Source organism: Parapedobacter pyrenivorans, from assembly GCF_014636865.1.
GTDB lineage: Bacteria > Bacteroidota > Bacteroidia > Sphingobacteriales > Sphingobacteriaceae > Parapedobacter > Parapedobacter pyrenivorans.
The window spans coordinates 81,255-102,915 of sequence record NZ_BMER01000005.1 but is presented as its reverse complement, the minus strand read 5'-3'; the positions used below and the strand labels follow the sequence as shown (position 1 = coordinate 102,915).

At 48.8% G+C, this 21,661-nt stretch carries 18 protein-coding genes; 5 read left to right on the top strand and 13 right to left on the bottom strand.

Annotated elements, in window-relative coordinates:
• Position 1 precedes the first annotated feature (1 nt).
• From IEV98_RS19620 to IEV98_RS19595, 6 genes are all read right to left on the bottom strand, one after another.
• Complete coding sequence (locus tag IEV98_RS19620; RefSeq protein WP_188507739.1) at positions 2-1,159, bottom strand: serine hydrolase domain-containing protein; 1,158 nt, start codon at positions 1,157-1,159, stop codon at positions 2-4.
• Between the two features lie 66 nt (positions 1,160-1,225).
• On the bottom strand, positions 1,226-2,749 hold the full coding sequence (locus IEV98_RS19615; RefSeq protein WP_188507738.1) for a TPM domain-containing protein: 1,524 nt from the start codon (positions 2,747-2,749) through the stop codon (positions 1,226-1,228).
• A 160-nt stretch (positions 2,750-2,909) separates the two neighbouring features.
• Entirely contained in the window at positions 2,910-4,511 is a 1,602-nt protein-coding gene (locus IEV98_RS19610) for a RagB/SusD family nutrient uptake outer membrane protein (protein ID WP_188507737.1), read from the bottom strand.
• Between the two features lie 18 nt (positions 4,512-4,529).
• Positions 4,530-7,745, bottom strand: a complete 3,216-nt coding sequence (locus IEV98_RS19605) for a SusC/RagA family TonB-linked outer membrane protein (protein ID WP_229738861.1) — start codon at positions 7,743-7,745, stop codon at positions 4,530-4,532.
• Positions 7,746-7,836: 91 nt separating this feature from the next.
• Positions 7,837-8,997: a FecR family protein gene (locus IEV98_RS19600; protein ID WP_188507736.1), complete on the bottom strand. Its 1,161-nt coding sequence runs from the start codon at positions 8,995-8,997 to the stop codon at positions 7,837-7,839.
• Positions 8,998-9,064: 67 nt separating this feature from the next.
• The gene (locus IEV98_RS19595; protein WP_188507735.1) at positions 9,065-9,673 is read right to left on the bottom strand and encodes an RNA polymerase sigma-70 factor; all 609 of its coding nucleotides are present in this window, start codon (positions 9,671-9,673) and stop codon (positions 9,065-9,067) included.
• Positions 9,674-9,814: 141 nt separating this feature from the next.
• Here IEV98_RS19595 and IEV98_RS19590 point away from each other — a divergent pair, with 141 nt between their 5' ends.
• From IEV98_RS19590 to IEV98_RS19580, 3 genes are all read left to right on the top strand, one after another.
• Positions 9,815-10,237, top strand: coding sequence for a nucleoside-diphosphate kinase (locus IEV98_RS19590; protein WP_188507734.1), 423 nt, complete (start codon positions 9,815-9,817; stop codon positions 10,235-10,237).
• A 161-nt stretch (positions 10,238-10,398) separates the two neighbouring features.
• Entirely contained in the window at positions 10,399-11,139 is a 741-nt protein-coding gene (locus IEV98_RS19585; RefSeq protein WP_188507733.1) for an outer membrane beta-barrel protein, read from the top strand.
• Between the two features lie 12 nt (positions 11,140-11,151).
• Entirely contained in the window at positions 11,152-12,828 is a 1,677-nt protein-coding gene (locus IEV98_RS19580; protein WP_188507732.1) for an IPT/TIG domain-containing protein, read from the top strand.
• Positions 12,829-12,913: 85 nt separating this feature from the next.
• On the opposite strand, the gene ybeY is transcribed toward IEV98_RS19580, so the two are convergent.
• The 7 genes from ybeY to IEV98_RS19545 form a co-directional block, all read right to left on the bottom strand.
• Positions 12,914-13,348: an rRNA maturation RNase YbeY gene (gene ybeY / locus IEV98_RS19575; RefSeq protein WP_188508039.1), complete on the bottom strand. Its 435-nt coding sequence runs from the start codon at positions 13,346-13,348 to the stop codon at positions 12,914-12,916.
• Between the two features lie 34 nt (positions 13,349-13,382).
• Entirely contained in the window at positions 13,383-13,802 is a 420-nt protein-coding gene (ruvX, locus tag IEV98_RS19570; protein ID WP_188507731.1) for a Holliday junction resolvase RuvX, read from the bottom strand.
• Positions 13,803-13,820: 18 nt separating this feature from the next.
• A complete protein-coding gene (locus IEV98_RS19565) occupies positions 13,821-16,877 on the bottom strand; it encodes a collagen-like domain-containing protein (RefSeq protein ID WP_188507730.1) in 3,057 nt (1,018 codons plus the stop codon).
• Positions 16,878-16,907: 30 nt separating this feature from the next.
• Positions 16,908-17,354: a hypothetical protein gene (locus IEV98_RS19560; RefSeq protein ID WP_188507729.1), complete on the bottom strand. Its 447-nt coding sequence runs from the start codon at positions 17,352-17,354 to the stop codon at positions 16,908-16,910.
• Between the two features lie 36 nt (positions 17,355-17,390).
• Positions 17,391-18,557 carry a type IX secretion system outer membrane channel protein PorV gene (gene porV / locus IEV98_RS19555; protein WP_188507728.1) on the bottom strand — a complete coding sequence of 389 codons (1,167 nt, stop codon included), beginning with the start codon at positions 18,555-18,557 and terminating at the stop codon, positions 17,391-17,393.
• A 17-nt stretch (positions 18,558-18,574) separates the two neighbouring features.
• Positions 18,575-19,069, bottom strand: coding sequence for a T9SS type A sorting domain-containing protein (locus IEV98_RS19550; RefSeq protein WP_188507727.1), 495 nt, complete (start codon positions 19,067-19,069; stop codon positions 18,575-18,577).
• 489 nt (positions 19,070-19,558) lie between these two features.
• Positions 19,559-19,759: a hypothetical protein gene (locus tag IEV98_RS19545; protein WP_188507726.1), complete on the bottom strand. Its 201-nt coding sequence runs from the start codon at positions 19,757-19,759 to the stop codon at positions 19,559-19,561.
• A 115-nt stretch (positions 19,760-19,874) separates the two neighbouring features.
• On the opposite strand from IEV98_RS19545, the gene dnaN reads away from it, so the two are divergent.
• Both dnaN and IEV98_RS19535 read left to right on the top strand, forming a co-directional pair.
• Positions 19,875-20,999 carry a DNA polymerase III subunit beta gene (dnaN, locus tag IEV98_RS19540; protein WP_188507725.1) on the top strand — a complete coding sequence of 375 codons (1,125 nt, stop codon included), beginning with the start codon at positions 19,875-19,877 and terminating at the stop codon, positions 20,997-20,999.
• Positions 21,000-21,004: 5 nt separating this feature from the next.
• Positions 21,005-21,658, top strand: coding sequence for a DedA family protein (locus IEV98_RS19535; RefSeq protein ID WP_188507724.1), 654 nt, complete (start codon positions 21,005-21,007; stop codon positions 21,656-21,658).
• Positions 21,659-21,661 lie beyond the last annotated feature (3 nt).

Sequence of the window (21,661 nt, the reverse complement as noted above, 5' to 3'; positions counted from 1 at the left end):
TCTATTGCAAGAAGTTCTTATACAGACTCTGGTATAACTCAAGAAGAAAATCGTTGATGACATCGCCATGCGAAAACTCCGTGTTACATCCGTTCGTGATGACCACGATACCGAATTGTTCTTCGGGTTGAAAGTACATAGCACTGTACAGCCCGTATGCGACTCCTTCGTGGCCCGTCATGGCCTTTCCGGGTATAAGATCGTCGATGGTTCGCAGGGACATTCCATAACCCGATTCCGCAGTTCGCACCGTCTGCATCGCACGGCTACTCGCTGCTGAAATAATAGGGACTCCGTTTGCCGTACCATACCGCATGTGCATGATCATCACTTTGGCAAGGTCTTCCGCAGACATTTTCATACCCCCCGTTGGCGAAAAAATGGGTGTACTGTAGCCCTTCTTATAGTTCTTCAGCTCCTCCGAGCGCGATCGGTAAGCTTCGGGCGAAGCCTTGAAACTTTTGGATTCGCTATCATAGGCATATAAGGTGGCAAACCGGCTACTATCCAACTCGTCAACGTTATAACCTCCGTATACACCCAGTGGTTTCAGGATATGTTCGTAAATGTACCGGTCAAAGCGCTCGCCCGAGTATTTTTCAAGAATGGCTCCGGCAAGGTTAAAATTCAGGTTACAATATTGGTAGCCCGCGTTGGGGGCATAGGCGTTGTATGCCTTGGTCCAATCTGGATTTTTATCCGGGTTGAGGGCGTCCAGCGTAAAATAGCCGTTTTTATCGCTGATGCTTGAACGATGGGAGAGGATCAGCCGTAGGGTAATCACCGAATCCGGAAAATTGGGGTTGCGCACGTGGAAACCGATAAGATCACTTACATCATCGTCCAATGATAGCTTTCCTGCCTCGACAAGTTGCATAATACCGGTGGTAACAAATGATTTGGAAATGGAAGCAATACGGAAGACATCGCCATTTTCCAAGGTTTCGCCGGTCTCGACATGCTTCAGGCCAAACGAATGGTTGTAGATAACATCATCGTCTTTCACCACCGCTATCGCACTACCGATAGCTTGATATTTGGCCATGATGGCCTCGATTTCTGCCTCGGCCTGTGGGAAGGTCTGTGCACGGGAAGCCCCAGTCATAAGGAGCAATGACCCCGCTATAAGAGGTAAGTGCAATAAATTTATCCTTTTCATGTATGTAAATATACCAATATATTGAGTTGTTTTTCTCTTTGGCTGCTTGCACTCAACTAATTACAGTCACCACCTTCCCCCAGCACCACCGCCACCACTGCTGCCACCACCCCAGCTTCCACTACTCGAGCCGCTGGAACTACTGCTACCCGAGCTACTGCTGGAACTCGATCGACTGCTACCGGATGAAGAACTGATCGGCTTTGTTCGACTGAGTACGACCTTGCCACGCGAAACGGAATGCTTACAATTGCTGCATTCCTGCAAGCGCTCCCCTTCACCCTTATCAATCACCGTCGGCCGCTTCAGCACCTTCAAAAACGTGTTTGAAAATGTTAGGTAGCCGCACGAAGGGCAAGCTCGGTATTTTGAGAAGTATTCGCCCGGAAACGAAACCGGATGGATGCCCCCTGGGCCATCACGCGTCCATATTTCGTAAGCGAGCGCGCCCACACTTTCCTCTTTGCGTTGTCCCTTATCAAGGTATCGCGAAACATCTTTCTGCTTGTCGCGGTCTATCCGCTGCCAGCCATTCCCCTGCGGCGGCACGAGCCGCAGTTGATCAACTTGCCGTCGCCGAAGCGCACCATAAAGAAATACCCAGGTAAACGGCATGCTAAGTATCGGCAGCGCCATCCGTTTGTTGAAGTCGGCCGTTGCTTGGAGCCGATTAGCTGCGTTTACAAACGTTTTCCGGATGAGCGACACGCCTTTGAAATAAAGTATGGTGATGCCTAATCCAAAAAAGATGGCCACATAAACAGGCAGATACGACCATTGGTAAAGCCACGAGAAGGGTATCTCCAGGAAAACAATGAAAAAAATGGAGAAAAAACCACAAAGAAAGAGCCCCACGCCGCCAAAGACCAGATATATCCCCGTTGACGTCTTCGTTGGCTTTCGTCCGCTTCGTGTCGGAATACGGTTAAAAGCACGGGAAGCAAGTTTCCACAGCAGGTAATAGATAACCAAAGCAAGCCCAAAGAAAAAGAATGATGTTTGGTGCTTGTAGAAAAACGAGCTTTCACGCAGCAAGCTCCGGCGAAGATCTCCCGCAGCATCGGGATTAAGTACAACCGTTTTCACAGCATCCATCGCTGCGAGCACGCCACCGTCATAATCGCCTTCACGGAACCGCGGGACCAACAGTGTTTCACCGATACGATTCAGCAACGCGTCGGGCAATACAGCCTCCATGCCATAGCCCGTTATAAAGCGATAGGCGCGCTCATGGGTGGAAACAAAAAGCAACAACCCGTTATTCGCCGACGCCTTGCCTACACCCCAGGTATTGAATAGGTCCAGCGCAAACTGGAAGTCATCATCGCCCGCGAAGTCATCCACCACGACCACGGCCAATTCGGCCGATGTCTTGGCCTCCACTATTCGTGCCATCCGGTTTAATGAATCCTCTACAGAGGCACTCAGTATCCGAACTGGGTTACTCACATAGTAGCTCTGTCCCTGCGCCTTTGGCGAAGGAATGGTGCCGACCTGATATTGGGCTATTGTCTGCTTGGCGACAATTGATAACAACAAGCAGATAAGCACTCCAACGCGCCCTTGATATCTATGCGATGCTTCGATCATCGAATTCAAACTTACCTAAATTTGCTGTAAGCGCAAATCCATCCCGATCATAATTATCCTGCGAGACAAAGGTGGTGGCCGCTCAAACCACCTCGCGTTTTCCATAAAACTCTTCATTATTTAGGAAAACGCGAGATGGCTTTACAACTAATCCAACTGATCAATAGTTGGGATTTTGAATAAGACCCGGTTCAACCTTTAGACTGTTTTCATGAAATGGCCAAAGGTAATTGTGGGGGGCAAATGATCGATCTTCGATTTTCAGGGAAACAGGTTGTCCGTTGATCAAGCGTGTATGCCCCAAAGCTGGCTGATTCAGTACATTTTCGGCAATACGCCAGCGTATAATGTCATCGTAGCGGACGCCCTCCCCGGCCAATTCTATGCGCCGTTCGTTGCGGATAAGCGCAATCCATTGATCCTGCGTATAGCTGTCGTATTCGGGCAAGGTGACATCAGCCACAGTCATATCCAAGCCAGCCCGACGACGTATGTCATTGATACACTGTTTAGCCAAATCATCAAAATCTTCCATCATGATTTTGGCTTCCGCATATGACAGTAAAACCTCGGCGTAGCGCAACAACGGAAAATCCATATTGCCCCCGCCCCGGAAGGCGTCTGTTTCATCAACAAATTTCCGAAACCAATAACCGGATCTGCTTGCACGCTGGTTTTCATAGTACATCGGGTTATTTTCGTTGTAAATATCGATGGTTTCCCCATAAAACTGATCCCCATGCCCCATAATGCTGGCACTATACCGTGGATCCCGGTTTAAGGTAGGATCTAATTCATACGCTTGCTTGGTGTGAATCGGGCATTCATCGATAAGGCGGCCTTGTTTGGTCCAATACGTATCGACAAGTGACTTTAATGGCACCAAATAAGATTGGCCGTTGCCGGTTCGGTAATGTGGGCCAAGGTGCTGAAAACTATTAGTCGCACTATTTGCATGGCTGGCCATGTCAAAGTGGATGACGAATTCGTTGTTGTCGGACGCCGCTTCGTATTGGAAGAGATCACCATAACTGGGATGGAGGTTATAGTTGCCGCTTTCCATGACTTCTTTTGCCATCCGTGCCGCAAGCTCATACCGGCCATTATATAAGGCGTAGCGCATGATCAACGCTTTTAAGGAATACTGATTGAACATGTATTTGTCCGATGTATATTCCTCTTCAGGAAGCCGTTCTGCAATCTCTTCCGCCAACGGGAAAATAGTATTCAGTATTTCTTCTTTGGGAGTCGGTGGCTGTTGGGCATCTTCAATGGTGGCGGGCTCCAGATAAAAGGGTACCGCACCCCAACGCGTGGTAAGTTTGAAGTAATGCCATATGCGGAGCGCTTCCAAGACGCTTTTATATTTTATGCGTACAGACTCGTCTTCGACGTAAGGAATCTCCGCATTGGCAATAAAGGTATTCAGCCGTCCCATATGCTTCATCTGAAGCTCATAATAGTACAGGAATGCCTGAGTATTACTGTTGATATTTCCATTCGCAATCCGCTGATGATGATCTCCTTCAACGCGGCTGTACGCATTGTCCGATTTACCATCTTCCATATAAAATAAGATCGGCCGCTCTCCCGGAGAAGTAAAGACATCTAGGTAACTGCTGTACACCACACGGCGCAAATCTTCTTCATCGTTAAAAAACTCATCAAATGAAGTTGCCGTAGGATCGGTTTTATCAAGAAAACTTTCGCAGGAAGTAAACGCCAAAACTGCGAAAAAAACAAACAAGGTTTTTCTTTTCATTTCTAAATCTATTGTTGACTACAAAATGGTTGCTTTGAGTCCAAGGCTATATACTGCCATTCTCGGATAGCTGCCGTCACCTCCGTCTCTTTCTGGTTCAAGCCCTTCCCATTTCGTAAAGGTGATAGCATCCTGCGCGTTAACATAAATACGGATGTTACGGAGCGATTTCCCGGCTCCGGAAAATGTGTATCCCAGCTGAAGCATTTTAATCCGGAAAAATGAAGCATCACTGAGCCATACATCGCTCAGCACGGCATTTGAACTGGCTCCAGTCCATACGCGGGGGAAACGGCTGTCTGGATTGCCGGGCGTCCAGCGATTCTCCGCGTACTCAACCCTGGGCGAGCCCAGATTGTTGTCAGCACCGTCTACCAATACTGGATATCCTTCCATTCCATTAAGTCTGCCCGTCCTGCGGCCGACACCCTGACCAAGTAAACTAAAATCCCATTTTCTGTAGCTTGCGCTTAAGTTTATAGCATAATTCAAATGTGGAAATGGATCTCCTAAGTTTATTTTATCGCCATCGTTGATCACACCGTCACCATTCTGATCGACATAACGGATGTCCCCAGGGATGGTGTTGGGCAATTTTGCAGTGGTATTGTTTACTTCTTCAACGGAATTGAAATAACCGTTGCTTTGATAGCCATAATAGTTGTCTAGTGCAATACCCCGATACCAGATTTTGTCATTGTTATCTTTGAAAATCAACGTATCGGCACTGCTATACCCCGCTTTGAGTACGCGATTGGTGTTGTCAAACAACATCCCGCCAACGGTATAGGAAACATTTCCCATTTGGTCACTCCAATTTGCAGAGAGCTCCCAACCTTTGTTTTCTACTTCACCGATGTTAACAGATGACTCCAAGTAATAAGAACCCGTGAGCGGAGGTACCGGAAAATTCGAATAGATCAGATCATAAGAATGCTTTCTATAGATTTCCCCGGTAAAGTTAAGGCGGTTATCTAACATCGTTAGATCAATACCGAGGTTTCCTTGTTGTTGTTTCTCCCAAGAGAAGTCCAAATTGGGTACCCGCATGGTCCATCCCCACGTATTGACGACCTCCTGCCATAAATAGGGATCGACGTTTTCGTTGCCAATCAACCCATAAGAAACACGGATCTTAAAGTTGTTGATGATCCCCCTTTCCACTACATCAGACAGAAAAGATTCGTTATGAAGGTTCCATGCAATAGCTCCAGAAGGAAAGAAGCCCCAGCGGTTGCCGGGTGCAAACTTGCTGCTCCCATCCGCACGTGCTGTGAGCTCCAATAGATACCGATCCGCAAACGCGTAGTTTAACTTTCCAAAAAAAGAAGCCTTTGCAATCTCACGATAGTCGGTATAGGTATTATTCATGGTTTCTGTTCCGGCTAATAAGTACAACTTGTCCTGATCCCGGCGTAGGTTTTGCTCGTAATTCACCGTGGCGCGAGCCGTTATCTGGCTGACGCTGACACCCTGCGAAGAGCCGACAGCATTGGTCCACGTCGTTACAGGTTTGCCATCTCCGTCAAAAAATTTGAATGTCTCTCTTTTGTATTTCTCTGCCGATTTATTAATCATGTACGATACGTTACCATCAATGTGCAAGTTAGGTGTGATGTAATACCGGGGGCGTAAGTTGATGGTACTCCGGTCGTGCATGTTATTTTGGTAGCCGCCGTGACGGATCCTTGCTAGTGGATTCTCATTGTTATGTAGCATAAAATGATCAGGAAGCTCCGAATCGGGATAATAAACCGCCTGTGTCGGATTCGTCCACCAGGTGCGCTTATATAAACCATGTCCGTCATCGTTCGCATAAAGACGGTCTACCTGAAGTCTATGTGCATAAAAATCAGCAAGTAAAACAAATTTATCAGCAATATTGATGTTTGTGTTAAACCTCGCCGAAAATTTGTCCGTCCCTTCACCTGCATTCAGTCCATTTTCTTGGGTATATCCAAGCATCAGATTAAACGTACCGACACCCCCACCCCCCGAGATGTTCGCTGAGGTATTGTGGGACATTGCCGGGCGCTCCATTACTACATCCAGCCAATCGACATTTGGAGATAGGCCCTGTTCCGCATTAGAAAGGTCTTCTGCGGTGTAGACGGGAGTCTGTCCCTGCAAAGTACGGGCTTCATTATTCAGCAGCATATACTCCGCTGCATCCACAAAATCGGGTAGGTCGATCGGCTTACTAAGCGCCGACCATGCATGGAGGTCGACCTTAAACTGGCCGGTTTCCCCGCGTTCCGTCTCGATGATAATTACGCCATTTGCACCCCGCGAACCATACATCGATGCGGATGCCGCATCTTTTAGCACACTGATGCTTTTGATCTGATTGGGATCAATATCCGAAAGTGACTGTTCCATGCCATCCACGATAACTAGTGGCTCCGCATTCTGCAATGTACTAATGCCCCGGACTTGAATAGGCCCCGGAGCGTCTCCGGGCATGTTGGACGTTTGCATGACGGTTACGCCGGACAAAGTGCCGCTGAATGCTTCCTGAAGTTTGACGATCGGCCTGCTTTTAACGTTCCGCATATCCAATTGGGCGATCGATGAAGCAATATGCTGACGTTCCACCGCGTTGTAGCCCACCACGACAACTTCTTCGATCGACCTACTCTCTTCTTCGAGCACGGCATTTATGGTGTGCTGACCTTTGGTATTCACTTCGACCGGTCTATAACCGACCATGCTGAAGATTAATGTAACATCATCCGCGATCGTAAGCTCGTAGTCTCCCTCTCCATCCGTGGTTGTCCCCACATTTGAACCTTTTACCAGCACATTTACACCAGCCAGGTATAGCCCTTCTCCATCCGTAACTTTGCCTGTTATTGTTCTTTGCTGAACCGGCTGCTGCTCTTTGATCGTTATTTGTTTACCTGAGATGGAATAACCGAGCCCTTGCTTCCGCAGTGCGCGATCTAAGACGCTGACGATATTTTCGTTTTGTACCGAAATGGAGATTTGTTTATCGGTAACCAGATTGTCCTTATAGAAAAAAATAAACTCGCTTTGTTCTTGAATCGCGTCAAACAGGTCCGTGAGCTTGCTCCGCTTTAAATCGACAGAAACATACTGCGAGTAGCTCTTTCCGTATACAGACATTAAGGAAATCACTAAAAGAAACGAGATAATTTTCACGGTCACTAAACACATTCGAATGGTAGTCCACTTCCCGATAAAGAGATAGCTGACTCCAAAATTTTTTTTCATAATTTTGTTAGTCTTTAAATTTTTGAAATTGGGTTTTTAGACAACTAAACGGGTAGGTGCTGGAACACCTGCCTGTTTTTTTATGTACGGATTATTTGCTGATCACATACCTCCCTTCGATTTGATTGATTTGGTATTCACCGTTTGAATCATAAATAATTTTAAGAACATCGGTCAATGGCATGGTTAAATCCAATTTGCCAGAAAAAGTCACGGCCGAGTCCCGGCCAAAATCGTCTACAATTTCGGCATTGTATATCCTGCTTAATCGGGTCAAAATCTCAGACAACTGCGTGTTTTTCAGGATCAGTTGTCGTTTCGTCCAGGAAATCTCGTCTTCTGCAGTTACGCGTTGGATCTTAAGTTTTTTATCTGTCCGATTTAACATCGCTGAAGTACCGGGCGCAATTGCAATGTTCTGAAAATCCAACGTTGAGGCAGGCTCGATCTCAATCTTGCCCGATAGCAATACCGCTGACGTATAGCCGTCATCTGGATAGGCGCTTACATTAAACGAAGTGCCCATTACTTTAATATACATGTCGGCGGTGCGAACGTAAAATGGAGTGGTTTTTCTCTCTGAGACTTCAAAATATCCTTCGCCAATCAAGAAAACTTCATTATTACTTGCATCAAATTCGTTTGGAATGGTCAATTGCGACCCCGCGTTTAGCCAAACTTTAGAACTATCTGGCAGCATCAGCTCACTCCGCTTTCCATAAGGAACTGTGATGGTGCTGAATCCATCAGTTACCCCGGATAGCCGAGTAAGTTCTGCCACGTTGATGACCGATTCCGCCAGGGCCGACCCTACCGTGTCCGCTGTCCCGTGCACCTGCACGGCCGACGTGTCTTTTAGGTAATGCTGGTGTTTGTTCGCGGCGTCTGCAAGTGTTCCGTCACGCCCTTGCCGGCCGGTCCAAGGGTAAAGCAAAACGCCGATAAGTATAGCCGCAATAACCGCAGCCGCCCAACCGAACCTTGCAAAATGTCTGATAAAATTATTCCTGTCTCCGTCTGGGGCGGGGATATTTCCGACATCGATAATTTTAGCGTAAAGCCTTTCCCGCAATTGAGAAGGGAACAACAGCTCCTGTTCCTTTCCAGCTTCAAAATACTTATGGGCTAGTGCCTCCAATACTTCGTTCGGAACATCTTCAATAAGACGAAAGAACTCATCAATTTCCTTGGCGGAAGCATTTTGGCTGTAGAACAGCGAAAAAAGTTGTTCTAAACGGTCTTTTTCGTTCATGCCGGCGGCTTTTTGGTATTAAGACGCCAGAAACACTCATAAGGGGTAAGTGCTTTTTACTTTTTTATTACATACAAGAAAAAAACCAAAGAAAGAGTATCAATATACTGTTTATAGCATATTCATTTTCCTTTACCGATTCTCGTATTGATCGCAGCGCGAGCTTCATGTGCTTTTTTACCGTTTCAACGGATATAGACAGTTGATTCGCTATCTCGGCGTGACTGAAGTGATTTAACTTGGCCAGTCGAAACACCTTCTGTTGCTGCGAGGGTAATGCGCAGATAGCTTGTTCAATTATCACATATAGTCGCTCGGTGCGAGCCAAGTGGTGGTTTTCAAGTTCGATTTCATTTATTTCCGATTGAGCGTAAGCCCGCAATCGCATATAGTCACGGGCCCGTTGTCTTAAATAGCTCACACCGCGGTTTCGGCAAAGAATGAACAGGTAATCGCCGATTTTTTTAATCTTTAGCAACTCATCACGCTTCTCCCATATTTTAACGAAGACCTCCTGAACAATTTCTTCGGCGACCTCCAAAGAACCGGTAAGCCGGAAGACAAAGTCGGCTAGGGTCCGATAATAATTGTCGAAAAGTTGTGAAAAAGCCCGCTCGTCGCCTTCCGCTATCCGCTTCAGCAATTTGTGTTCCTCTTTGAATGGTTGAGCTGCCAATTCGCCTCCTATTATTTTGCCTCTACCATGCACTCATATAAGTCAAATGTACACCATGTTTTCTATAACTTCCGTACATTTCCAAAATTTCTCCCATTTGTACAGAACCTTAGGTTTGTTACTTTTGCAAAAAAAATTTAAATGGCAACAACAACTAAAACATTCACCATGATTAAGCCCGATGCAGTGGGCAATGGCCACACCGGCGCTATCCTGAACGATATTATTGCGGGCGGGTTCAAAATCGTGGCGATGAAGTACATCCACCTTTCGAAGGAAACCGCCGGCGCATTTTATGCGGTACATGCCGAACGTCCGTTTTATGGCGAATTGGTGAATTTCATGACATCTGGCCCTATTGTCGCGGCAATATTGGAAAAGGATAACGCGGTGGAAGACTTCCGAAAACTGATTGGCGCCACCGACCCATCCAAAGCCGAAGCCGGTACCGTTCGCAACAAATATGCAAAATCCATCGAGGCGAACGCCATCCACGGCTCCGACTCAGATGAAAATGCCGAAATTGAAGGCAACTTCTTCTTTTCGCAATTCGAGCGGTTTTAAAAGGCTACAAGCTGAAGAAAAAGCTCCAAAGGCTATTTGACCAAACCCAAGTCCACAGGCTTGGGTTTGTCTTTGGTTACACAAAAAAACAGACTTATCACAAACACCATTGTTATATTTGAATTTAAGTTTATTTTTGCGCGAAACAATTATAACTTAAAATGAGAAAAACGTCAACCTTAATCTTGGCAATACTTGCCTGCAATGCCCTTTTTGCCCAAACCGCACAACAGGATACGTCCAGACTGAAAGCAGCAGCAAAAACCTTCGGCACGGAATTAAATTTCAATCCGTTCAACGGCCAGATAAACCTCAATAATTCGCTAAATCAGATCAAGTTCCGCTACTTTGCGAAGGAGGATTTGGCCTTGCGCCTGGGTTTTGTTGTCGGTATGGAAAAAACACTAAACGACAACCAACAGCCGTACGGCACGAATAGCTTTAGGTTCAAGGACGAGAAAAGCAGCAGCACGTATGGCGTGAATGCGGGGATAGAAAAGCATTTCAGAGGAACCCTTCGCTTATCTCCTTACATAGGGGCCGACCTCACGTTTACGCGCAGATCGCTCAATCAGGAACTGATAGAAGGCGAATCTATCCTGGAAATTGACGGTGGCTGGTACCAAACGGTCTACAACAACGGCAATTACTACAGGTCCGTACTGGAATATGGCTATAACCGTTTTGGCGTAGCCGCCTTCACTGGTTTTGATTTTTACATGGCAAAGAACTTTTTCTTTGGTTACGAATTCAACATTGCCTTTGCCAAGACGGTCTATGATGAGGTAGAGGAGCAACAAAAAGGGACGGGTTCCGCTAACGAGAACCACTATACGGACCATTCCGATAGTTCCTTCGGCCCGCGCCTAACTAATGGGATTCGGATAGGCTATATTTTTTAAACTCATCAGACGATGAATAACAATAGATCAACCAAAAGTCGCTATGGGCTGCTTTTCTGCCTTGCTGTGCTGTGCATCGGGTCCTGCAAAAAAGAGTTAGATGAACATCCACAGATCACGACTGAAGATCCGGTGGTAATCAGTGTAAACAGCATGGAGTTTAAGGGCGAGATCATAAAAATAGGAGACTTTGACATATCGGATTATGGTTTTGTCTATGGTACCTACGGCAATATCGATACCCAGACAGGGATACGGGTTTCCATGGGTCGGGATGTCAATACCGGGAAATATAGCACGGTCGTAAATGGCCTCTTGGACCAGGGTTTCGGCAATACCATTTATGTACGCTCCTATATCACTAATAATAACGGTACGGTCTACGGGGCAGTCAAAACCGCTACCCTGCCAATTCCATCCGCATCTTCAGTAGTCCCCATGATGGGAAAAGTTGGCGATGAGATTACCATCAGTGGCCAATTCTATACCGCCAATCCAGATGAGGTGGCGGTATACTTTGCCGATGTTGAAGCGATCATCAAAACCTTGGATAATACAAAAATAGTGGTTGAAGTGCCTTCGGGTATTCGAGCGGGGCACAACAATACCATTGAGATTGCACTACAGATAGGCCAGCAACGCTATACCGTCAATTATGGATTCCAGATACAGGCGTTGATTACGGATTTCACGCCCAAGACAGGGCTGATCGGATCTACCGTGACGCTTGTCGGCGAAAACCTTCCCAATAGCTACTACGGAAACGAAAACCTCAAGTTATACTTTGGCGATACACAAGCTAACGCTAGCTACTATTATGAATCACCCGCTTTCTTCGTGCCGGCCAATATTACCGAAGCGTCGAAGGTATATGTATTATTGAATAATGTCAAAACGGAGCTTCCCGGAGAATTCAGCCTTATAAAGCCGGTCATTTCATCCGTTTCCACACAAGCAGCCCTGCCCGGCCAATCGTTCGAAATCAGCGGCAGTGGTCTCTACGGCGGCGGAGATTACTACCCTACTGTAAAATTGGGAAGTTATACCTTGGACATGCATTCAATCGGCGAAAACCAGCTAAGTGTTTCGATCCCGGGCAATGTTCCAGCAGGAACCTATCCACTAACGGTTGTATCCGGACCATTTACAGTGACCGCTACAGCTGATTTCAAGGTGAACGGCCCCACAGCCTCCGGGTTCAGTCCGAATAACGGCGCCATCAATACAGCGGTGAATATAACGGGGCATTTTCTTCCCGATACGTATTACGACATTAGTTTCGGGTCTACCCGAACCACCACGTACTCCACGAGCACGACAACACTTCAGGTGTATGTCCCCCATGGCACGCCTGTCGGCAAACATAAAGTGACCGTCCACTTCGCCAGTGGCGATGTCACCCTGTCCGGAACCTTCGAGGTCTTTGGGCCCGAGATTACCTCCTTCAGCCCCACATCGGGCATCCCCGGTAGCGTAATCACCATCAACGGAAAAGGCTTTTCTCCAGATACTTGGTCTACGAAAGTGCGGTTCGGCACGGTTGAGGCGTCATCCATTATTTCGTTAACCGAAACACAGATAAAAGTACTCGTCCCCTCCGGCGCTACCGCAGGAGCCATGAAGATAAACGTCGAAACCAATGGTCAAATAGTCACCAGCAAAGATGATTTCACCGTGAAGAACCAATAATCGACATAGTTACTCACCCTTCGCATATCGCATTATTGGGGACAATATTTTGCCACGGGCATTGTGTATAACTTGGCTGAAAGTCTTATAGGAAAAAGCGATTACGTATCGCCAAATAGAAATCCTCCTTTTCTGTCATCCGCGCTTTATCTTCTTTCTTCTTATCGCCATAGCCGCATAAATGCAAGATACCGTGGATAATGACGCGGTGCAGCTCATCCGCCTCAAGTACATCAAATTTTGCCGCGTTCTCACGCACGCGGTCGATACTGACGAAGATATCGCCGGCGATGACGCCTGCGGTTTCGCTGCTGTCGAAGGTGACAATATCGGTATAGGTATCGTGCTGGAGGTATTGTTTGTTAATATCAAGCAAATATGCATCACTGCATAAAACGACATTGATTTCACCGGTTTTATAGCCCTCCGTGCTAACGGTTTCCTTCATCCACGCCCGCAGGGCAGTCTTGTGTTTGGGTTTATGATCGGTGTCTTCCGAAAAAAAATGGATGTTTCGCATCATTGAAGCATTACAGCCAGTAAAGGTATGAAGTTTATCGCTGAAAGTCGCGCCGCTCCAGATACGATTGGAGGATAAGCACGGCCGATACACGGTCGACAAGCGCTTTGTCCTGCCGCTTTTTCTTTGCCATGCCGCTTTGCGCAATGCTTGCCGAGGCCATCTTGGAGGTAAAGCGTTCATCGATAGTTTCCACCGGAATTGTCGGAAAAACGCGCCGTAGCGTACGGACAAAACCCCGCACATGCTGGGCTGACTCCGACTCCGTGCCGTCCACTTGACGGGGCATACCCACTACAAAAGCCGTTACAACTTCGCGATCAAGGTAGCTTTTCACATAATCCAGCACATCTTTGGCGTGCACGGTATCCAGCGCTGTAGCGATAAGTTGCAACGGGTCGGTCACGGCCATGCCTACCCGCTTGGTTCCGTAGTCAAAAGCTAAGATACGCATCGTGCGGGCAAAGGTACACTATTTGACGTTCACGAGTACCTTTATTTTGCCTATGCCATTGCCGTCATATTCCTGCAGGGCTTTTCCGATCACTTGGCCAACCCTTACCCTATCCGGATCGGCCCTCATCGCCACACCGGCCTGTGAGGACGTAACTAACAGGTCTCCGCGTTTGATCGCACCGCCTTCGAGGCACACCTTTGTCGGGATAACCCCTACCACGCCCATCGGCACCTTGTCCGAAATATCCGTATCGATCGTTTCCTCGGTAAGCAGCACACCTGGTTTGGTGGCATATACGCCAACGACCAGGGTGGAGTAAGCTTCGCTTGATTTTTCCACCGTGCGGTCTTCATCCAACGAGATGACCAGTACGTCGCCGGCTTCGTACGCCGCGAAGTCGCCCATCACGTCGAAGGCTTCCGCGATGTCGGCACCACTGTTCTGCGTGCCGCCATTGAAAAACCCACGACCAGCTTTGTTGACTCGCGCCACATTTGCACCACCGCTTTGGAATACCGCGAGACTGCCCGATACCCCCGTATGGTTTACCAAAAGAGTATTGCCTGTGCCGTTCGAGTTGATCTGGACTGTTGGCTGACCATTGGCACTATTAAAATTCGCGAACCGAGCAGCCCTACCTGTACCAAAATTAGGGGTCCAGCCAAAAATGGCATTACCTCCGCCATCTGCTGTCGCCTCGACTCCATCTCCACTTCCCCCAGCATTGGCGGTAATCCCGTTTCCGTTTCCTTCGGTGAGCGCGAGTACTGCTGGGCCGTTACCACCAGCATTGGACGAATAAAAAAGTCCGGCGTATCCCCCTGTTCCGGAGGAAACGCCATAGACGCCTGCCGTGCCGAAATTGGCAAACTGTGAATTGACCTCGCCCCTGACAGCCGGCGAGGTGCCGGTTATCCGATCTACCTTGAAATTTCCTGCCGTTCCATTGCCCACGGTGGTCACGGTAATCACATCGCTTGTATTGCTTTCGTTATAAATATTGAATCGGCCTGCCCGGCCAGTCGCAAACGTAGGCACCCATGCATATAGTGCATTGCCGCTACCGTCGATATTTGTCTCTACACCGTTACCATCTTTGCCCGCATTCGCCGTAAGCGCGTTGCCGTTGCCGTCGGTAAGCGCGATCAAAGCCGCTCCGTTGCCGTCGGGATGGGAAGCATAAAACAGACCGGCGCGGCCGCCAGTACCCGAAGATACACCAAAGATGCCCGCAGCACCGAAATTGCCAAAAATCGTATTCACCTCACCGCGTACGGCTGCGCCTACGCTATTGCTATTGTTGACGAAGAAAGAGGCAGCATTGCCTTGCGTATTGTCAGGGATGTTTCCGTTACCATTGGTTTCAACTTCCAATGTATTGCCCTGCGTATTCGTTTGATTGAAGTTCTCAAACCTGCCCGCACGACCGGTACTGTTGTTCAAGCCAACCTGTCCCAGCACGCCGACAGCCGTACCCGCCGTATTTGTTGCAACAAACCCCCGCACGCCATATCCCCCGCCGTCGTTACGACCTACTACGGCACCGGCGATATCGCTGGTAGTACGACCTACCACCGCTTCGCCACCGCCATTGTTATCGCCAACGATACCCGCGGAGGTCTGACTAGTTGTAATGCCATGGACACCGAAGCCGCTTTCCGTTGATGCCCGTACACCAGCCCCGTTGCCGGTTGTCGTGACATTGATCACGGTTCCGTTGCCCACCGTGTTTGCTTGAAGCACAGGGTTGTTATTAGCATTGTTGAAAATTGAAATACTTGCTGGAACCCCGTTGTTACTGGTGGCCGTCAAACCGGTACCGGTATTGCTGTTGGCATATACACCGGTCCCATTGGCCGAGGCGTTGCCATACACACCTAGACCATTCGGTGTAGACCCATATACCCCCCAACCGGACCCGCCCTGCGAACCCCATACACCGACGCCCAACCCCCCTGTGCCATTATTAATTCCTCGGACAGCTGCGGAAAATCCCCCCGGCGACGCCGAGCTCACAATCCCCCTCAAGGCGGCGATATTGGATGTCGTGGTATTGTTGATCCCCTCTATGGAGACCCCATCACCATCATTCGCTATGGAAAACAACGTCGCCGCATTATTTTCAACCGTGGCATACGGAAGTACGAATGCACCTCCACCGATCGCCGCCGGCGCCCATTCTGTGCCATCAAATCGCAGCCATTGACCGGCCAAAGGCGCCGCATTGCTTACCGGCATGCCTTGGATTTTAGCGACCATCGGGTCGGGATAAGTCCCTGAAAGATCACCCCCCGCCGCCACTCCGTTTATCGTGGCGTCGCTGCCCGCGGGACCTTGTGGACCTTCGGGGCCTGCCGGACCGACTGGGCCTGTTGCTCCGTCTAGCCCATCCGCACCTGCTGGACCTTGTGGACCTTCGGGGCCTGCCGGACCGACTGGGCCTGCTGCTCCGTCTAGCCCATCTGCGCCTGCTGGACCTTGTGGACCTTCAGGGCCAACGGGACCTTCAGGGCCCTGTGCACCGGAAGCGCCCGGGTCGCCTTGCGGGCCAGCCGGACCAGCGGGGCCGATAGGGCCCATGGGGCCTTCCAATCCAGCGGGTCCCGTATTACCGGTATCCCCCTTGGCGCCGGCAGGACCAGCGGGACCAGCAGGACCAGCGTTACCTCCCGCCGCGTACAATGCGAACGGTACACTCATCAGTTCCGTCGTGCCCAAATCCGTATAGCTTCCATTGTCAACGGCCAACGCTACTTTAACGAATTGGTTGGCCTCCTGCCAGGGTATCGCCGAAAAAGTTCCCTGTGAGGGAGTTCCCTTCCCGATCTGCAGGGTGAAAAGACCCAGCGCATTGGTTTTTACCCGGTGCTCTTCTTGATACTGTACCATTCCGTTGGCCGACCCACCAATAATGGAGATACGCACATCGACATCCTTGCCAGCCATAACCGTCCCGTCAAGATTGCGGGCAACGGCCTGGTAATTGATGCCAGTCAATCCCGATTGTGCCTGCGCCATGTGGCTTGCTAGTGTCAGGAATACAACTACGCAATAAGGAAAATACCGCTTCATATACTTATGTATTTCTGGTTACTTAAAAGGTTACTGCTGCTCTTCTTTTGCTTCGCCCTGTGTCGGTGGCACCTGAACCGGAGCCGCGGTTCGCTGAACCTCGGCGGCTTCTGCTGCCGCCATTTCAGACGGGAGTTTACCGGCCCCGGCGCCACCGGTAGCCTGTTTCGGCGTTGCCGCGCTTCTCAAGGCTACGCCCTTGGCTCCGGGAGGCGTATAGTTCTCGAAAATCAATGCCCGCAATTCTTGAGGCGAATTCGGGGAAACCTCAAGTTTGGGGTTGACCGATAGCGTTTGCGCCCTAGTCATAGTAGCCCCACTGAACTGAATCGCCTTATTATCGTTTCCGTCTTGCGATAGGAGCCTCCGGATACGCGCTTCCGACACGTTACCTTCTTTGGTCTGTGCATTCACATCCAGTACGATAATCAGCGTCAATGCTGCAATGAACAGGGGGTAGATTGTCTGTCTTTTCATATGTTTGATATTTGTTGATGTTGTTATGTTCTCGCTTCAATCCATATCCAGTATATTGCCCGGATGGAAACTCAACGTGAATTTCAATTCATTTCGAACTGTGAATCGCTGGGCCATTGGGGCCAGGTAGCCAATGTCGATCTGCAGCGACCTCACGCGGAAGCCCACGCCCGCGGCGAAATGCTGCCGGTTGCCTTTCTCGGGGGTTTCATAGAAATATCCTGTGCGCAGAAAAAACTGCCGGTAATAACAGAACTCTAGCCCCCCCGATATTGTGAATTCCGACAGTTCTTCGGAAAATCCGCCCGGTGCATCAAAAAAAGAAGTGAATAATGCCGAAGGCACACTCCGGTCGGGGTCTCTGCCCTTTTCAATCTCAGTGGTCGCATTACCCTGCTCATTTACACGGTATTGTGGCCGCGAGGGAACCATCAGTTTGGTGACATCCAGTAGCAGAGTCAGCCGGTTATCCGGGTTGTTATTCAGCCCGTAACCAGCACCCATCCGCAGGTTCATCGGCAGAAAGCTCTCCTTCGCATTCGTGTAGTTAAGTTTCGTGCCGATGTTGGTCAGGTTGATCCCCCAGGCAAAACGCTTGCTGAACTGCCTCGAGCTCATGTAGCTCTTCTCCGAATACAGTCCGAGGTCGACCGCAAAGGCATTGGCACGGTCCATGTCCAGACCGTTGTAAGCGCCCGAACCAAGGTTACTGTGGATATAGCGCGCGGTCAGGGCCATGGCAAAATGCTCGCCCAATAGGCGCGAATAACTCGCATCAATGGAAATCTCCCCCGCGTTGTAGCGTTGCGAAAGGTTCCCTGTTTCATCCCGGAAGGTGATTTCCCCCATATCGAGGTATTTTACGGAAAGCCCGAGTACTTCACGCTGGCTAAGCCGATGGAAAGCGGTAAGGTAGCCGAGATGTTCATCTTTTACGAGCTGCCGCATCCACGGCGTATAGGAAAAACTCAATCCTTTCTCACCGGCAAAGCTCAGCTTCGCCGCATTGGTGAATACCGAATTGGCATCCGGTATAAGTCCGGTTCCCGCCTCGGCTACTCCAGTGGTCCGGGCATCCGGGCTCAGCAAAAGAAAAGACGCTCCCGTGGCGATCGTACTGCGCCCAATCTGGGCTATCGCAAAAACGGGAAGCAACACAACAACCAACAACGCATACACTGGTTTTGGGAGGAGGGTGCTCATGATTGTCTCGCTTGTGGTTATTGGATAACTAATTTTTCCGTATAGGTCCGATACGCCGTGCGGATCACCAGGTAATACAGGCCTGAAGCATAGTTGCTGAGCGCCATAGTGTATTTCAGCCGGCCGGCCAGCATCTGGCTTGTTTCGGTAAACACCACTTGCCCGGCATTATTGACCAACATGAACACCACCCGGCCATCCTGGAGCAAATCGAACTCCAAGTTCGTAAACTCAGCAGCGGGATTGGGGTAGACGATAAGGTCCGAAACAAAAGGAGCCTCCGGTGCCTTGATCGGCCCGGCCACTTCCGGCTGCTGGAAGCCCTGCGTAAGCAGTAAATCGCCGGCACTTAGCGTAGCCACCACCGGCTCGCCGATCGTATATTGAAAGATGGTATAGCCAACCGTCGCGCTGTGGCCAGCGTTGGCTACAGCCTGACGAACAAGGTCCTGTGAATGTGCTGGAATTACGGCGCAACAAAAAAAGCCACAGGCAAGTAAAACTGTCTTCATAGCAGTCAATATTTAAGGCTAATGTCCGAAACACAGAACAGATCGACAATACACCAAAACAGGTATATTTTTACGATGAGCCACAGCACGAATGCAACTTACCGGGCAAGTCCCCGAAAAATACCAGACCGGAGGAACATTGACGAACCACATAGGCAAGGAGATGCTTTTCATAACGTAAATTTGTCGGCGCCCAAAGTTAACTATAAACTTATATACATTGCAATTAGTTTACAAAAATAGTTATTTGGATAGCGGGCAGCGTTCAAATGAGTGAATGGGCTGTTTCATTGTCCGAAAGCTGACCTTCTCTGAGTAAAGCCTGCTAACGGTAAAGTCAGGAACAAAAATTGGGTACCGTGCACATACACGTAAGACATAACCATGGAAGCTACAGACCTCCAGACCGGAGTCGTAGCCAAAGCCATTCTCAAGCCTTGCCCTTAGCCAACATCTTACCGTTAAACCCAGTAAACCCGGCCGGTCTACCTAAAAAATAAAAAAGAAATAAATAAGGCCCATAATGACGATGGCCAAGATAACCGCCAGCCAAATCATATTGCTGGCGGGCCTGTCATTCGGTTCCTTTATCGCCTCTGGTGACGGGGCAGGATTCTCCTGGTGAGCCGCATAATTTTCCTCCGGTTGGGGATTCCCCTCCTTATCCGTGTGGTGACCATTCGTTTCCATAGCGCAAAATCGTTTGTCCTATGTTAATAACAAAATAATTGGGCTTTTTGTTTAAAAACTCATTTCCCGAATCCCAAATCTTTTCCTTATCATTGCACGTAATATTATTTCGGACATGAGATTCATTGTTTCTACTTCAATATTATTAAAACAACTACAGGCAATCAGCGGAGCATCAAGCAGCAGTACCGTGCTCCCAATATTGGAAAATTTCCTGTTTGAAATCAAGGACAATGTCCTGACCATTTCAGCCACAGACCTGCAAACCAGCATGGTTACCTCGCTACCCATTGAAGCCAAGGAAGAGGGCCGCGTAGCCATGCCCTCCAAAATACTGATAGAAACGCTTAAGACACTGCCTGATCAGCCCGTCGCTTTTTCGGTAGATACCGCCACACTGGCGATTGAGATCAGTGCCGGAGATGGCAAATACAAGCTCAGTGGCGAAAATGCGGATGACTTTCCTAAAATTCCCGTAGTGGATAATGCTTCATCCGTAACGATACCTGCTTCTGTTTTGGCCGAGGCTATAAACAAAACCATTTTTGCGGTAAGTAATGATGAGCTACGCCCGGCGATGTCTGGCGTGCTGGTACAATTGTCCGAACAGTCAGCCACCTTCGTAGCTACCGATGCGCATAAATTGGTACGCTATCGCCGCAATGACATTAGCAGCCAAAAACCAACGTCGTTGATTTTACCGAAAAAAGCGTTGTCGCTGTTAAAGTCGTCGTTACCCATGGAAGACACCGCTGTATCCGTGGAGTATAACAGCACAAACGCGTTTTTCAAATTCGGCAGTATCCATCTGATCTGTCGGCTGATTGATGAGCGCTACCCCGATTATGAAGCAGTCATCCCTCAGGTAAACCCGAATAAGCTCACGCTGGGCCGCCATGTTTTCCTGAATTCGCTCCGCCGCGTGGTCATCTTTGCTAACAAAACCACGCATCAGGTACGGCTCAAAATCTCGGGAAGCGAGCTCCATATCTCTGCCGAAGACCTAGACTTCTCAAATGAAGCGCACGAGCGGCTCAGCTGCCAGTTCGAAGGTGACGATATGGAAATCGGTTTCAACGCCAAATTCCTGGTGGAGATGCTAACCAACCTGGATAGCGAGGAGGTGGTCATCGAGATGAGCACACCAAACCGAGCCGGGCTACTGCTCCCCGCCGTATCCGAAGAAAATGAGGATATCCTGATGTTGGTGATGCCCGTCATGTTGAATAATATGGGTTAATAGCGTTGGAATTCATCACCTCATTGATCGATTTCATTCTCCACATCGACCAGCATTTGTTGGAGATTGTCAATGACTACCAAACGTGGACTTACCTCATCCTATTCCTGATTATTTTTATAGAGACCGGTGTGGTCGTGATGCCTTTCCTTCCGGGAGATTCATTGCTGTTTGCCGCAGGAATGCTTGCTGCACAACCCAATGAATTAAATGTCTGGTTGATGATCATCATTTTGTTGATCGCGGCAATAACAGGGGATTCGCTCAATTATGCTATCGGAAAGCGCTTTGGGATGCGGATTACCAAATTCAAGCTTTTCGGCAGACAGGTTGTGAAAGACGAGCAGATTGAAAAGACGCATTCATTCTACGCAAAGTACGGCAGTAAAACCATTGTAATCGCCCGCTTTGTCCCTATTGTTAGAACCCTGGCGCCATTTGTCGGCGGAATTGGCAAAATGCACTACGGCACCTTTCTAACCTATAATGTGGTCGGGGCATTCTTATGGGTTGTAGGCATTACCCTAGCTGGTTATTTCCTGGGTAATATACCCATCATCCGGGATAATTTCTCCAAAGTCGTATTACTGATTATCGTCCTTTCTATCCTGCCTATTATTTTTGAATTCGCGAAAGAGAAATTCAGGAAATCGGCATAGTCC